A 15192-nucleotide genomic window follows, 5' to 3' on the forward strand; every position below is an offset into this window, starting at 1 on the left:
GAAGGGCGCCGGCGCTGCGGCAATCTCCCTTCTCCCCGTCACTATACGGGGAGAAGGTCCCGGCAGGGGGATGAGGGGCAGCGCCAACGTTCCCGCAGGACGCATCACTCGGCCCGCCGGTGGTCACGACTTGACGGGCAGTCCGGTCGCCGCGGCGATCTGGCTTGCGGCGTCGTCGAGTGCCGTCTTGGCGTCGGGGTAGCCGCCGGCCAGATACTTGGTCTGCACGGCGCGGACGATGATTTCGGCGTCGCTCTGGAACTGCGTGCCGCGGCTCGGAACAACCTTCGGCAAGGTGCCGAGAATATCCTTCCACACCGCCTGGCCGCCCCAATAGGGCAGACCTTCCGAGACGTAGGGGTCATTGAGCGCCGAGATCAGGGACGGCACCAGGCCGAACTCCTTCAGCATCGTGATCTGGCCTTCATTGGTTCCGAGCGTGTATTTCAGATAGGCGTAGGCGGCCTCCTTGTTCTTCGACACCGAGGTGATAGCCAGCGAGGAACCGCCGAGATTGGCGGCGCGCGGCCCGTCGGCGGTGAGGCTCGGCATCAGATAGACTCCCCATTTGCCGTTTTCACCGGCAGATTCGGTGCGAATGGTGCCCTCATACCAGCCGCCATAGATCTGGGTGGCGACGGTGCCGGCGGTGTTGTTGGTGATCTTGGTGCCCCAGTCGGCCGACGAGATGATGCCGGCGTCCTTCATCTCCTTGACCTTGGTCATGGCATCGACGCATTTGGGCTGGTTGACAGTGATCGATTGTCCGTCCTCGGAGAAATAGGCGCAGCCCTGTTCGTTGGAGATCATGCGGAAGAATTCCGAGTCACCGTTGAAATCGGCATTGGTCATCGAGACGCCAGGATTGGCGGACTGGATCTTCTTGCCCGCGGCGATGAAATCGTCCCAGGTCTTGATCGAAGCCGGATCGACGCCGGCCTTTTCGTAGAAATCGCGGCGATAGAACGCGGCAACCGGGCCGGAATCCCACGGCATCGCGTAGGCCTTGTCGCCCACTTCCAGCTCGGTGCGCTTGAAATCGGGGAACTTTTTCTGGTCGTCGGCTGTGTAGCCGAGCGTATGCAGGTCAACGAAGCAGTCGGGGAACTGGCTCCAGTAATTCTCGGCCTCACCGTTCTCGACGGTGACGATGTCGGGCAGGCCGACGCCGCCGGCGGCGCAGCCGGCGATCGACTTGTCGTAAGTCGGCTGGTTGCCGAGATCCTGGACGGTGACCTTGACCTCGGGAAATTGCTTGTTGAAGCCGGCAATGGTCGCCTTCAGCGATGAAGCCGCGACATTCCAGCTCCAGATGGTGATTTCGCCGGATTGCGCGAAGGCCGGGGCTGAGCCCAGGGCAAGCGCGAGCGCGGCGCAGGTCATTGTGATGCGCATTGAAATCCTCCCATTTCATTTGCTCTCTCACTGTGAGCGTGGCTAGACTATGCAGTGGGCAAGGCCTGTCGCCGTCAAAAGGAATATGAAATTGGCGGAAAGTAAGATGCCTGAACGGCCGTTCTACCAGCCTGGGGCCAGCAGCGTGGAAGGCCTGCCGCTGCTCCTGCAGATGTTTCACACCAATCCGTTGGTGATGCTCAAGCCGCACTGGCACGCCCAGGTCGAGGTTAATTTCATCGTGCGCGGCAGCGTGCATTACCGCATGAACGACCACGAGATTTCGCTTTCGGCCGGCGAGATGTGCCTGTTCTGGGGTGGCCTGCCGCACCAGATGGACGATTTGTCCGACGACGCCATCTATGCCGGGGCGCATCTGCCGCTGGTGCATTTCTTCCGGCTGCACCTGCCCACGGATATAAGGCACCGGCTGATGACCGGCGCGACACTGGTGACATCAGCCACCGACCAGTCCGACAACCATAATTTCGAGCGCTGGAACCGCTACGCCCGGTCCGGCGACCAGGCCAAGGCCGAACATGCCGTCAACGAATTGCTGCTGCGGCTGGAGCGGGTGCGGTTCGAGCCCTACCGGCTGGTATCCGCAACTCCGACCGACCAGGAAACAGGCAGCCCCTTCGACCAGCAATCGTCGCGCAATGTCGGTCGCATGTGCGATTTCATCGCCGAAAACTTCCTCTACGACATCGATTGCGTGAACATCGCGGCGGCCGCCGACATCCATCCCAAATATGCCATGAGCCTGTTCAAGAAATCCACCGGCATGACGCTCAACGAGTATGTGAACCTGTTGCGGCTGAGCTATGCGCAGGCGCTTTTGATGCATCAGGACGCCAATGTGCTGCGCGTCGCCATGGATTCGGGCTTCGGCTCGCTCAGCGCCTTCAACAAGTCGTTCCGCAAGCTCGCCGGCATGTCGCCCTCCGATTTTCGTAGAGGCGTGACCGGCGCCAGATAGGTAGCGGCGACCAATGCGGGTCTGAGCCGCGAAGCATTGTGCGCCTCGATCGCCGGCTAAAGGCAGTGCCACGGCATGTCAGCCGGCAACAGCGGCACGGACAGGGATGGCGAAGGCCGGATCGTGCCATGCCGTGCCCGATTCCGGCCCGCAAGCGGCATGGAAACCGGGGCACCGCACGGCGTCGCTTTTCCTGCCTGAAATCGCCCACTAGGCGCTGGACAGGCCGAATTCCCGTGCTATAACCCACGCGCTTTCAAGGGGCGCCCCACGGCGCCTCGATGAATTCCGGTCTGCGAGTTTTCGTTTGCCGGAACAGGCCCAGATAGCTCAGTTGGTAGAGCAGCGGACTGAAAATCCGCGTGTCGGTGGTTCGAATCCGCCTCTGGGCACCATTTTCCCAAGGTCCGTTCTGGACACACCCCATCGCGTCGCCGCCTGCATCGCCAAGTGGAATCACTTTGCGCACATTAGCCCGCAGACGGATTTAATTTGCTTGGTCACCCCTCAACCCTAGGGCAAACTGCCTGCCGGGGCTGCAGGAGGTGAAATGAGAGCACGCGCAGCAACGCTTGGGGATCTGGAGGATGTCTTTCGCGGTCTGTCCAAGCGGATGTCGGACGAATACGCGGCGGCCGGCAAGGACAGCAAGATCGCCTACGACAATCTGATGATGAATTTGAAGGAGGGCCGCGCGCACGCGCTTGTCGAGGGCGACAAGGCCGTGGCAATTATCGCCTGGCATGAGAACAGCGACGCCGCCGACACGCTGTTCGCCGCACGGGAAGACTTCTTCCGTGCCGCGACCGTTCGCTTCTGCAAGCGGCATATCAAGCACATCCAGGCGCTCGCCGGCAACCTCGCCATCCACTCGCGCAGCTGGCTCCAGGGGCCGGATGTCGCAAGATGGTTCGGCGTTATCGGCTATGTCGAGCGCGGCCGGGAGAACGGCGCCACTTTGTTCGAGCTGCCGCCGGCTCGCGGATAGGCAATCGCGGGATATTGCCTGGCAAGCTTGCAGTTTCGAGCGCTCTCCCAGGAGGGCGCGAAGAGACTCTGCCACCAGCCGTCCTGGCAGAAGCTGTGAAACGTGCTGCCGTTGATTTCCAGATGTTTCCTGCGACTATCGGCACGCACGCTTGCGGTGGATAGAGGTCGAAACAATGCATCTGGACTACTCCGATCACGTCTTCGTCGATCTCGTGCCCGAGCAGTTCGGCCCGTCGGAAACCATCGTCGCGCGTTATCGCGGGCTTGTCGCCACCGCCTTTCGCTACCGATCCGGCGTTGCCGGGCTTCGGATCAGCAACGCGAAGGGCGAAATCGTCATGCTGCCGTTCCAAGGACAGCAGATCTGGGACGCGACCTTCCTCGGCCGCTCCCTGACCATGCGCTCGATGTTCGATGAGCCGGTCGCGACCCGCGACTATCTTTCCAACTACGGCGCGTTCTTCATCCACTGCGGCGCCACCGCAATGGGAAATCCGGGGCCGGATGACCGCCACCCGCTTCACGGCGACCTGCCAAATGCGCCTTATCAGGATGTGCAACTGATCGCCGGCGGCAATTCCGAAGGGCCTTTCATGGCGCTGACGGGGCGCTGCCGACAGACCCTCGCTTTCAGCCATGACTATGTGATGGAGCCCACCGTACGGCTGCAACTCGACGCCAGCAGCCTCGCCGTCGACATCGTGATCGAGAACCTGAAACGCTCGGCCATTGAGTTGATGTACCTGGCGCACATCAATTTCAAGCCGGCCGATGGCGGGCGCCTGGTCGACACCGTAGCGGATGATTCCGCGGACATTGTCGTGCGCCAGACGCTGCCGCCCTTTTTCACACCGAGCGAAAGCTATCTTGCCTACCGCGATGCCGTTGTCGCCGATCCTTCGCGGCATCGCCTGCTGACCAAGGGCGAGCCGATCGACCCAGAACTCGTGCTGACGATGAGGGCTAAGGCGGACCCCCAGGGCTGGGCGCACGCCTTGCAGGTCCATCCGGACCGTACGGCGGATTTCGTCAGCTTTCGCCCCGACGAGCTCAATTATGCCGTCCGCTGGATCACGCGCGGCGCCGACCAGGACGCGCTTGGCCTCGTGCTGCCGGCCACCGCCGAACCAGACGGCTATCTTGCGGCCAAGGAAAGAGGCCGCCTGGTTCGCGTCGCCCCCGGGGAAAAATTCCGCTGTGCCCTGCGTTTTGGCGCTATGGACGCGGACGCAGCCACACAACGAGAACAAGCCATTGCAGCGTTGAGAGGTGAAGGCCGTTAGTCGCAAGCCCTCACCGCAAACGCTGCCTGAACCGCGCGATTGACCGTGACCGGCAGGATCGACATGTGGTTTTCGCCAGCGTGCAGCTCGAAGCGCGCACGCACGCCCGGGAGAGCATCAAGCCGCTGCGCCATTGCCCGCGCGAATTCGTCGGTGCGTGTTATCTTCTTCTGCTGCAGGCGCTTTTCCTCGTCCTCGGCGCCAATCTGGAACGGCGCCAGCTTCTCGGTCTCGTACTCGCCGGCCGACAGGATCACGGTCGCCGCCAAACCAGCGGGGATGGCGGCCTCGAAGGTTTCGAGAAAGCGGTCGATGGCACGCTCTTCCCAATAGATGGCGGGGCTCGCCGCGATCCAGGTCTGGAAGGCAGACGGCCGCGTGAACAGGGCATAGAGCGCAAACAGACCACCGAAAGAATGGCCGTAAAGCGCCTGGCGGCTAGCGTCGACCGTGATCCGACTGGCGACCCACGGCTTCAACTCGTCCTCGATGAAGGCAAGGAACTCCCCTGCCCCACCGGTCCGGACTTCGGGCGTGCCCTCATAGAAGGGCGGATAGGTCTTGCCCGGCGGCGGGCCGAGATCCCATGAGCGGCGCAGCGGGTCATAGGCGCCCTCGACGGGATAGCCGATGGCGACGATGACGCCCCAGCCGACATTGCTGCCCGTTGGATAGAAGGCCTGCGCGCGCATGGCGTCGACCGCCGTGCCGATGACGGCGTTGCCGTCGGTCATGTAGAGCACAGGCCAGCCGGCTTCTGGCACCGGCCCGGACGGCACATGCAGGAATATCCGCCAGGGGGCGCCGACCTGCGCCGGGACAAGATCGTGGACCGTGGTGTCGGCGATCAGAGCTGGCGTCGACTTGGGCATCGATATCTCCACAAGGGCAAAACGGTCAGCGGCGGCGCAGCAGCCACATCAGCACCGGGCCGCCGATCAGTGTGGCGACGAGACCGGCCGGGACCTGGCGCGGGAAGATGGCGGTGCGGCCCACCCAATCGGCGGCGACCATGATCAGCGCGCCGGCGAGCACCGCGCCCACGGCCTGCGGCAGCGCACGGGAGAGGCCAAGGCGACGGGCAAGGTGCGGCGCGATCAGGCCGATGAAGGTCAGCGGACCGACGATCAGGGTCGAGGCTGCGGTGAGTGCCGCGACCACCAGCAGCACGAGAAGCCGCGTCCTCTTCAGGTCAATGCCAAGGCCCTGCACAGCGGCGGGGCCAAGCGGCAGGATGTCGAGCCAACGCATGAAGAAAGGCGCGAGCGCGAAGAGGCAGACGGCGATGCCACCGGTGAGCAAGGCGTCACCGACATCGACGCCATAGGTCGAACCGGTCAGCCAGTTGAGCAGCAGCATGGCACGCGGATCGCCGGTGGCGGTGAGCACCAGGATCAGCGCGTCGAACAAGGCCGTCAGAGCAACGCCGGCGAGCAGCAGCCGCTCCGGCGCATAGGCGGCACGACGGCCGATCGCCAGCGTCACCAGCAAAGCGGCGAAGGCGCCGATGGTTGCCGCCGCCGTCTGAACCGGGCGCCCGGCATCGGAGAGCGCAAACAGCGCCACCATCATGCCGAGCGCAGCACCGGCGCTGATGCCAAGCACTTCGGGGCTCGCCATCGGATTGCCGGTCAGCCGCTGCATCATCAGCCCGGCAAGCGCCAGCATCGCCCCGGCGCTCAGCGCGGCAAGCACGCGGGGCCACCGCCACGACAGCAAAGGCTGCAGCTCGTCGCCGAAGGCGAAGGTCCAGCCATGCGGGCCCGGTCCATAGAGCAGGGCCAGCCCGAGCAGCAAAAGCAAGGCCAGGCCGATCGCCGTCAGCATAAGGCCGGGCCGGCTTGCGCGCGGCAGGCGCGCGGCCATCAAGGTCGGGGCTTCCGAGCCCAGAGCAAGGCGCGGCAGCAGCCAGAGAAGCAGCGGCGCGCCGAGAAGTGCTGTAATCGCTCCGGTCGGCAGCAGGTCGCCTTGCGGCCCGGTGGCGATCTGCACGGCCTGGTCGGCAGCCCACAACAGCGCCCCGCCGATCAGCGGCGCCATCACCAGTTGCTGGCCTAGCCGCCGGGCACCGCCGATGCGCGCGAGCGTCGCCGCGGCCAGGCCGACGAAGCCGATGACGCCGACAGCGGCAACGACAAACGCGATCAGCGCGACGGCGGCCGCCAGTCCGGCGAAGCGATAGGCGCCGAGCGGCACGCCAAGACTGCGCGCGCCTTCATCGTCGAGGCCAAGCAAGGTCAGTGGCCGCACTATGAAGAAGATCGCAAGCGCAGCAGTGCCGATGCGCGGCAACAGCCACAGCGTCGTCGACCAGTCCTGCTGGCCGAGCGAACCGGCGCCCCAGATGAACAGGCTGGCCAGCCATTCATGCCGCAGCACAATGAGAGCGGCACCGATGGCGCCGGCATAAAGGCTGACGACAAGCCCCGCTAGCACCACCGAAAGCGGTGACAGGCCTTTGTGCCAGGACAGAGCTATGACGGCGGCAAGGGCAACGAATGCGCCGCCCAGCGCCACCCATTCGCGGCCAAAGGCAAGCAGCGACGGCGACAGAAGCGTTGCTAGTGCCAGCGCCAGATAGGCGCCGGCCGAGACGCCGACCGTTTCGGGCGAGGCAAGCGGGTTGCGCAGAACCTGCTGCAGGACGGTTCCGGCAAGCCCGAGCGCCGCACCGCACAGAAGGCTGACGGCAAGCCGAGGCAGGAAAGCATAGTGGACGAGCACCTGCCGCATGTCGGCGATGTCGGGGGCGGCGAGCGATTGGAGCCAGAGCGCCGATGGTAGCTGCACGGTGAGGTTTGAGACGGTTGCCGCTGACGCTGCCGCGAGCAGCACCGCGCAAAGCAGGATCGCGCCTACCGGCTGATTCCTGAAAAAGCTCCACGCGGAGGCCCGGCCGGCCGACGCATGCTTCCCCCCTTGGGCAATGGCCGCAGCATCCTCAGCCACGGGCGGCCTCCACAGTCATCGCAGACGCCAGGACCCGAGCAAAACGGGTGGCGGACGGAAGGGCGCCGAACATATGGACGGCGGGAAGACGCATGATCGAGCGGTTGCGCACGAAAGGCATGGCGTTCCAGACCCGACTTTCGGTCAGCGTGCCGCCCGCGCCCTCGGGCAAGGGTTCGAGATAGGCGAGGCGAGCGTCGCTGGATGTCGCCAGCCCGTCGATACCGACGGTCGAAAACCCCCAATAATTGGTCTCGGCCGTCCAGGCGTTGGCGAGCCCGATGCGATCGAACACCTCCTGAAACAGACTCTTCTTGCCGTAGACGCGCACATTGCGCGGATCCATGAAGCTGACGACATAGATCGGCCGCGCCGAAAGCGGCGCCAGCTGCCGGCGGACTTCCGAAAAATACGCATCTGTCGCCGCGATCAGCGCTTCGCCTTCGCTTTCCTTGCCGACAAGCCTGGCAAGCTGGCGCGTCGCCTCGAGCGCGCGCTGATAGGGCTGCCCGGCCTCGGTATAGAGCCCGATCGTCGTCACCGGCGCCACGCGTTCGAGCAGCGGCTTGATGCCGTCGAGATACGGCATGGACAGGATGATGTCGGGCCTGAGTTGCTGCAGCAATTCGAGATTGGGTTCGAGCAGCGTTCCGACATCGGCGATCTCAGGCGGCAGCGGCGGTTCGACCACCCAGGTCTCCCAGATGTCGCGACCGGCAATGGCAACCGGGCTGACACCGAGCATGAGCAAGGTCTCGGCCAGGCCGTCATCCAGGCAGACGATGCGCAACGGTTTCGCCGTGGCAGATGGCGATGCAATTGCGGCAAAGGGCAGAACGAAAAGTCCCAGCGCGCCGCGCCGGGTGATCCGACCGCGGAGACGGTCGGCCCTGTGGGATTCAAGGGCTGCCATCATCGCGCAGCGCCTGTGCGGAAAACCGGCTGGGCGTGGATTTCAGGCACGGGTTTTCTCCAAAACGACGCATTCAAAAATCTGGCTGCCGGCAGCCGATGGTCGGTTGACTATGAAACATGACTTCCATAGTCAACATTGAAGATGACTAACCGAGTCAACAAATTTAAATTGGCGCAAGGCGAAACGGTCCTGCGCGCATTGCGGGCAGTGAGGGTATCAAGATGCGGTTGAGTGCATATCGTGCGGCGCGGCGGCGAAGCCGGACCCGGGGCCTCGTGGTCGCATCGCTTTCGACCCTGCTTTGCACCCAAGCCCTTGCGCAGGAAGCCGCGACCGAGCTCAACCCGATCAATGTCGAGGGACAGAGCGACAGCCCGGTCGGACCGGATGACGGCTACATCGCCAAAAACACCACCACCGGCTCGAAAACCGACACGCCGCTGAAGGAGATTCCACGCTCGATTTCGGTGGTGACCCGCAAGCAGCTCGATGATCGCCAGCCAGGGCAGCTTGAGGACGCCTTGTCCTATCTCGCCGGCGTCACCATCTCGCCATGGGGCGTCGACGATCGCTTCGACCAATGCCTGATTCGTGGGTTCGACCTCTGCACGTCGGCGATCTATCGCGACGGGCTGCCGCAGAAAGTGATCGATTTCTCAGGCTTCAAGATCGAGCCCTACGGGCTGGAGCGAATCGAAGTCTTGAAGGGGCCATCCTCGGTGCTCTACGGCGAGAACGAGGCTGGCGGCATGGTCAATGCCGTCACCAAGCGGCCGACTGACAAGCCGATCTATGACGGCTTCCTCAGCTATGGCAGCTTCAACACCGTCGAGGCCGGGCTGGATATAGGCGGCCCGATCGACGATGCCGGCGTGTGGTCCTACCGGCTGACCGGCCTGGTTCGCAACGGCGCGCTCGAAACCGACTATTCCCGCAACGACCGCATCTTCGTCGCGCCGGCGCTCAAGTGGCAGCCGGATGCGCAGACCTCGCTGACCGTCCTGGCCAACTACCAGTGGGACAGGCTGACGACGAATCAGTTTCTGCCGGCGCAGTATGGCAATCTGCCGCGCAATTTCTTCACCGGCTCGCCTGACTTCGACCGCTTCGATGCCAACCATGGTTCGATCGGCTACCAGTTCAGCCATGAGTTCGACGACCATTGGACGGTGCGGCAAAACCTGCGCTACTCGCAGCAGGAAACCGACTACCGGCAGCTCTATTTTGGCGAGTGGCTTGGCGGCCCATACATCGGCGCAGACGAACATACGGTGCAGCGCACGCTGTTCACCGTGGATGAGACGGCAAGGCTGTTCAACGTCGACAACCAGGCCGAGTACAAGGCTGACTTCGGCGTGGTCGAAAACAAGCTGCTGTTCGGTCTGGATTACAGCAGACAATCGGTCGACGGGCGCAACGGCTACGGGGCGGGTCCGCCGCTGGACACCCAGAACCCTGACTACTCGATCCCTGTCACGCCGCCGAGTCTCATCATTACGGATCGCGTGGAGACGATCGGCCAGGTCGGCCTCTATGCACAAAACCAGTCCAAGATCGCCGACCACTGGGTCCTGACAATCGGCGGCCGGCAGGCCTGGATCGACCACACCAATTTCAACCGACTCGACGGTGCAGGCAGCTACGATCAGAAGGACCATGCCTTCACCGGCAATATCGGCATCGGCTATCTCTTCGACAACGGCCTGACGCCCTACGCCAGCTATGCCGAATCCTTCACCACTAATATCGGCCCGACCCAGTCCGGAGACGCGCTGCTGCCCTCGTTGGGCAAGCAGTATGAAGTCGGCTTGAAATACGAGCCGACCTTCTTCCCCGGCTTCATCACCGCTTCGCTGTTCGACCTGCGCAAGACCAATGTGCCGACGGCAGCAGCCAATCCCGTCTACCAGGTCCAGACCGGAGAAGTCCGCCATCGCGGCCTGGAGATCGAGGCCAACGCAGATCTGGCTTCCGGCCTCAGCATGACGGCGGCCTACACCTATCTCGACGCGGAGATAACCAGCGATGCCGCCGCCGTCATCGGTAACCGCCCGGCCAGGGTGCCGGAACACCAGGCATCGCTGTGGGCCAACTATGAGGTTGGCAGCGGCGTGCTCGAGGGCCTGAGTGTCGGCGCCGGCGTGCGCTATATCGGCGCCAGCTTCGGTGACAATACGAACACGATTAACGTGCCCGGCCACACGCTGGTCAACGCAGCACTGCGCTACAAGAAGAATGGCTGGCAGGCAGCGCTCAATGTCTCCAACCTGTTCGACAAGACCTACTATTCGACCTGCTATGAGGCCGGCAGCAATGCCGACCTCAGCTGCATCTATGGCGAAGGCCGCGTCATCAAGGGCAGCCTCAGCATGAAGTTCTGATGCATGCCGCTCGGCTGCCCCGACTGGCAGTGATCTGGCATGCAGGATCTGAAGCGCGCCGCATGAACCTGTGACGACGCGACGCGTCCAGAGCCGCGATTCGACGCGGTCCTGTCCTCCGTCCGGGTGGCGGCAAGCCGATTCGCACCGCCACGGCCGCGTGCGACGTCCCGCTCGCCGAAAATCGCTGCCCGCGAAGCGCAATCCACGTCCCGCATCATTTTTCCTCCACGAATGCATTCCAGGATGATGGTGCCACGACCGCCTTCGGGCCGGCGCGCTCTGGATTGGATTGCCTGAAAAAGGCAACGAATCAAAAAACCGGCGGCGGTCGTCGCCAGAAGGTGTAGAAGACCGTACCAAACGCATTGAAGGGAGTGCGATCGGGTTGCGCTCGGCAAGGCTTGATGGTTTGTTGCCGCTATACGGAGAATGAATGATGCGAGAGCCTGCCGGTCAAGACGAATACGGGTCGACGAACCCTTTCGATCCGGACGATCTGCCAACCTTGAACGCAATCGGCCCGAGCATGGGAAGCGGCAATGATTTCGAGAGATATGCCGTTGCCGTGATCATCGTGTTCGGTGCGCTGATCATTGGCGGGCTGATGGCCGCATCGATGGTCTTCGGGCACCGCAACGGCTTCCTCTTCGCGCTTGGCGGCGCCACGTCCGCCTGGATATCCGGAAACGCGCTGCTGCTCGACCGGCCGCGTATCTATGCGCTGTTCGTCGGCATTGCCGCCTTGATGCTGGTTGCGTCCACCCTCACGCTGGTCTTGTGACGGTCGCATCGGTGTGATGCCGATCCACTTGAGCAGCGGGCGATCAACCCGAATCGCCACGCTGCACCAAGCTTTTCCTCCGAGCTATCAGTATCCGAGCGCCTCGCCAGAGGCCGCGCGGCTGTCGATGGCGCCGTTGTAGCGCGCGCCGCTGCCCTTCTCGATTTCCGCCAGGCTCTTGCCGCCGACCAGGATGCCGGCCGCCTGCCCCCAGGTCTGGTCAGCGAGATCGAGGTGATATCCCATGTCGGCCAGCAGCTTTTCTGTGTCCGGCGACAGGCCGAACGGCTCGACATAAACCTTGTCGGGCAGCCATTGATGGTGGATGCGAGGCGCGTCGATCGCCTCCTGGATGTTCATGCCGTGGTCGATGACATTGACGATCGCTTCCAGCGTGATCGTGATGATGCGCGAGCCACCCGGGCTGCCGATGACCATGAACGGCTTGCCGTCCTTGGCGACCACGGTCGGGCTCATCGACGACAGCGGCGTCTTCTTCGGCTGGATGGCGTTGGCCTCGCCCTGGACAAGGCCGTAGAGATTGGGCACGCCGGGTTTCTGGGTGAAATCGTCCATTTCGTTGTTGAGCAGGATGCCGGTGCCGTCGGCGACGACGCCGGCTCCGAAGGAGCCATTCAGCGTGTAGGTGACCGCGACCGCATTGCCTTCATCGTCGATGATCGAATAATGCGTCGTCTCCTTGCTCTCGCCAAAGCCCTTCGGCATCAGATCCTGCGACACGCCGGCCCGGAACGGGTCGATCTTGTCGCGGATATCCTTGGCATAGGCCTTATCAAGCAATTTCGAGACCGGATTGTCGACGAAATCGGGATCGCCGAGCGCGGAATTGCGGTCGACATAGGCATAGCGCATCGCCTCGACCATGACATGGACCGTCTCAGCCGAACCGGCACCGAGGTAGGATAAGGGATAGCCCTCCAGAACGTTGAGGATTTCGCAGATGATGACGCCGCCGGAGCTGGGCGGCGGCGAGGAGGTGATCTCGTAGCCGCGATAGGTGCAGGTCACGGGCTTGAGTTCGCGCACCGCATATTGCTCGAAGTCGGGCTTGGCGAGAATGCCGCCCTTGGCGCCGCTCGCCTTGACGATGGCATCGGCGATGGCGCCTTTGTAAAAGGCATCCGTACCCTCTTCGGAAATGGCGGCGAGCGACGCCGCGAGGTCGGGCTGGACCAGCCGTTCGCCGATGCCATAGGGCTTGCCGTCGGGTTTCAGGAATATGGCGGCGGCCGCGGGGTCCTTCGCCAGCCTGTCGGCGCTGCCGGCAAACGAGGCGGCGTCGCCCTGGTTGAGGATGAAGCCGTCCCTGGCATAGCCGATTGCCGGCGCCATCAAATCCTGGCGGGACAATTTGCCGTATTTTTCGCGGGCCATCTCCAGACCGGCCACCGAACCCGGCACGCCGACCGCAAGATAGCCGTCGAGGCTGGCCCCCTTCACCGGGTTGCCGTCCTTGTCGAGATACATGGTTTTTGTCGCCGCCAGCGGCGCCCGCTCGCGAAAATCGAGAAAGGTCGACTTGCCGTCCTTGAAGCGGATGGTCATGAAGCCGCCGCCGCCGATATTGCCGGCATTGGGGTAGACGACCGCGAGCGCATAGCCGACGGCAACCGCCGCATCCACAGCATTGCCGCCCTTTTTCAGCACCTCGATACCGACTTCGGACGCCAGATGCTGGGCCGTCACCACCATGCCGTGCTCGCCCTTGGCTGGCGCAGGCGATGCGGCGAAGACGCCCGTCAACGGCGCGAGGGCGAAGGTGATGGAAAGACTGGCGGCGATCAATGTCCGACGGTTGAGAGGCATGGCGGTTCTCCGGGCGGGGGACGCCTAGAAGACCGTGTTGGACTGATCGAGTCCACTAACAATTAAGGGAGCGTGAGAAAGAGCCCCCTCACCCGGATTGCCAACTGAATTGCGAAGCGCAATTCGAGGCAATCCGACCTCTCCCCGAGGGGAGAGGAGGTTGTCAGCGCTGACGTCAGTCTCTTCTCCCCAGCGGGGGTGAGGCGTGGTCCGCGCGGCGGGCCAAAAGCCAACTGCTTGGCTTTTCGAACAACGAACGCCCGGAGGGCGGTGGCCGCAAAGCGGCCGGGTGAGGGGGCCGGCTCGGGCTCAGACAATGCCGCCCGAGCCACCGGCGACCGCGGGACGTTCCGCAGCGACCTTGGCGCGGTAACCCGCCGCCCTATAGGCCGCGACCGGATCAATGGCGCCACCGGTCTTCAGCCGCGCCATGGCCAGGATCGGCTCGACATCGGTTCGGTAGGCGGCTTTCAGCGTCTGCGTCGCCATCAGCGCGTCATTACTGTCCTGAAAACCTTCCAGCGCCTTGCGGTCGACGAGCAGCGCCTGCGCATAGGCGCGCTGCACCTCGACCGCCGACAGCATCAGGCTTTCGATCGGATCGGTGACGTTGTGACTCTGGTCGAGCATGTGCGCCGGATCGAAACCCTCGGTGCCGGACAGTTCGGCATCGACCAGTTCGTTGAAGACGAGGAACAGCCGGTAGGGGTCGATCGAACCGGCATCGAGATCATCGTCGCCATATTTCGAATCGTTGAAATGGAAGCCTCCGAGCTTCTTGAACTGGATCAGCCGCGAGACGATCATCTCGATGTTGACGTTGGGGGCATGGTGGCCGAGGTCGACGAGACAGAACGCCTTGTCGCCCAATTCCCTGGCGATCATGTAGTTGGTGCCCCAGTCCTGCACGACGGTGGAATAGAAGGCCGGCTCGTACATCTTGTGCTCGCTGAACAGCTTCCAGCCGGCGGGCAGTCCGGCGTATACCTCTTTCATGGCGTCGAGATAGCGCTCGAACGCCTTGGCGAAATTGACCTGGCCCGGGAAGTTCGAGCCGTCGCCGATCCACACCGTCAGCGCCTTGGAGCCCAGCGTCTTGCCGATCTCGATGCATTCGAGATTGTGCTCGACCGCTTGCCGCCGCGTGCCGGCATCGGCATGCGACAGAGAGCCGAATTTGTAGGAAAGCGCTTGGTCCTTTGCATCGGAAAAAGTGTTGGAATTCATGGCGTCGAAGCCAAGACCAAAGCGCGAAGCCGCCTGCTTCAGCCGGTTCGGGTCGGCCTTGTCCCACGGAATGTGCAGGGAGACGGTCGGCGTCGCCTGCGTCAATTGCTGGATGACGGCGCAGTCCTCGATCTTGTCGAAGATGTCGCGCGGCTCGCCGGCGCCGGGAAAGCGGGCAAAGCGCGTGCCGCCGGTGCCGACACCCCAGGACGGGATCGCCACCGCGAATTTCTCGACCTTGTCTCTGATAGCGTCGATGGCGATGCCGCGACGGTCGAGCCGCTCGCCGAGCGAGGCGTAGTCGCGCTCGAGGTTGGGCTTGCGCGCTGCGTTGTCCTTGTCGACGAGGTCGGCGGAGATGATGGATTCGGACAAGTGCTGGTTCCTCCCAAAATATGTTCGGGCAGCGCTGCCCCTCATCCGCCTGCCGGCACCTTCTCCCCGTATAGTGACGGGGAGAA

General features: G+C 63.4%; 11 protein-coding genes and 1 tRNA gene. 6 read left to right on the top strand and 6 right to left on the bottom strand.

Features of this window, described 5'->3' with window-relative positions:
- Positions 1-123: 123 nt before the first annotated feature.
- The gene (locus EOB59_RS29720) at positions 124-1395 is read right to left on the bottom strand and encodes an extracellular solute-binding protein (protein ID WP_128289870.1); all 1272 of its coding nucleotides are present in this window, start codon (positions 1393-1395) and stop codon (positions 124-126) included.
- 85 nt (positions 1396-1480) lie between these two features.
- Between EOB59_RS29720 and EOB59_RS29725 the strand changes: the two genes are divergently transcribed.
- The 4 genes from EOB59_RS29725 to EOB59_RS29740 all read left to right on the top strand — a co-directional run bounded on the left by EOB59_RS29725 (position 1481) and on the right by EOB59_RS29740 (position 4647).
- Complete coding sequence (locus tag EOB59_RS29725) at positions 1481-2374, top strand: helix-turn-helix domain-containing protein (RefSeq protein ID WP_024504770.1); 894 nt, start codon at positions 1481-1483, stop codon at positions 2372-2374.
- A 319-nt stretch (positions 2375-2693) separates the two neighbouring features.
- Positions 2694-2769 (top strand) — tRNA-Phe (locus EOB59_RS29730).
- Positions 2770-2924: 155 nt separating this feature from the next.
- A complete protein-coding gene (locus EOB59_RS29735; RefSeq protein WP_127396933.1) occupies positions 2925-3362 on the top strand; it encodes a hypothetical protein in 438 nt (145 codons plus the stop codon).
- Between the two features lie 175 nt (positions 3363-3537).
- Positions 3538-4647 carry a DUF4432 family protein gene (locus EOB59_RS29740; protein ID WP_127807908.1) on the top strand — a complete coding sequence of 370 codons (1110 nt, stop codon included), beginning with the start codon at positions 3538-3540 and terminating at the stop codon, positions 4645-4647.
- On the opposite strand, the gene EOB59_RS29745 is transcribed toward EOB59_RS29740, so the two are convergent.
- From EOB59_RS29745 to EOB59_RS29755, 3 genes are read right to left on the bottom strand one after another with little or no spacing between them, the layout of a single operon-like run.
- Complete coding sequence (locus EOB59_RS29745) at positions 4644-5519, bottom strand: alpha/beta hydrolase-fold protein (RefSeq protein WP_127398639.1); 876 nt, start codon at positions 5517-5519, stop codon at positions 4644-4646. The two genes, EOB59_RS29740 and EOB59_RS29745, sit on opposite strands and share 4 nt — an antisense overlap.
- A 25-nt stretch (positions 5520-5544) precedes the next feature.
- Positions 5545-7596, bottom strand: coding sequence for a Fe(3+)-hydroxamate ABC transporter permease FhuB (gene fhuB / locus EOB59_RS29750; protein ID WP_128289871.1), 2052 nt, complete (start codon positions 7594-7596; stop codon positions 5545-5547).
- A complete protein-coding gene (locus EOB59_RS29755) occupies positions 7589-8386 on the bottom strand; it encodes an ABC transporter substrate-binding protein (RefSeq protein WP_245486816.1) in 798 nt (265 codons plus the stop codon). Before EOB59_RS29755 ends, fhuB begins: the two co-directional genes overlap by 8 nt.
- Positions 8387-8787: 401 nt before the next feature.
- On the opposite strand from EOB59_RS29755, the gene EOB59_RS29760 reads away from it, so the two are divergent.
- Together EOB59_RS29760 and EOB59_RS29765 are read left to right on the top strand one after the other, a co-directional pair.
- Positions 8788-10893 (top strand): TonB-dependent siderophore receptor, encoded by a 2106-nt coding sequence (locus EOB59_RS29760; protein ID WP_164895785.1) that lies wholly within the window; start codon positions 8788-8790, stop codon positions 10891-10893.
- A gap of 436 nt (positions 10894-11329) precedes the next feature.
- Entirely contained in the window at positions 11330-11677 is a 348-nt protein-coding gene (locus EOB59_RS29765; protein WP_032808338.1) for a hypothetical protein, read from the top strand.
- An 87-nt stretch (positions 11678-11764) separates the two neighbouring features.
- On the opposite strand, the gene ggt is transcribed toward EOB59_RS29765, so the two are convergent.
- A complete protein-coding gene (ggt, locus tag EOB59_RS29770; protein WP_128289873.1) occupies positions 11765-13504 on the bottom strand; it encodes a gamma-glutamyltransferase in 1740 nt (579 codons plus the stop codon).
- Positions 13505-13813: 309 nt separating this feature from the next.
- Positions 13814-15106 (bottom strand): L-rhamnose catabolism isomerase, encoded by a 1293-nt coding sequence (gene rhaI, locus EOB59_RS29775; protein ID WP_164895786.1) that lies wholly within the window; start codon positions 15104-15106, stop codon positions 13814-13816.
- Positions 15107-15192 lie beyond the last annotated feature (86 nt).

It is taken from the genome of Mesorhizobium sp. M7A.F.Ca.MR.176.00.0.0 (genome assembly GCF_004023165.1).
In the GTDB taxonomy this organism is placed as follows: Bacteria; Pseudomonadota; Alphaproteobacteria; order Rhizobiales; family Rhizobiaceae; genus Mesorhizobium.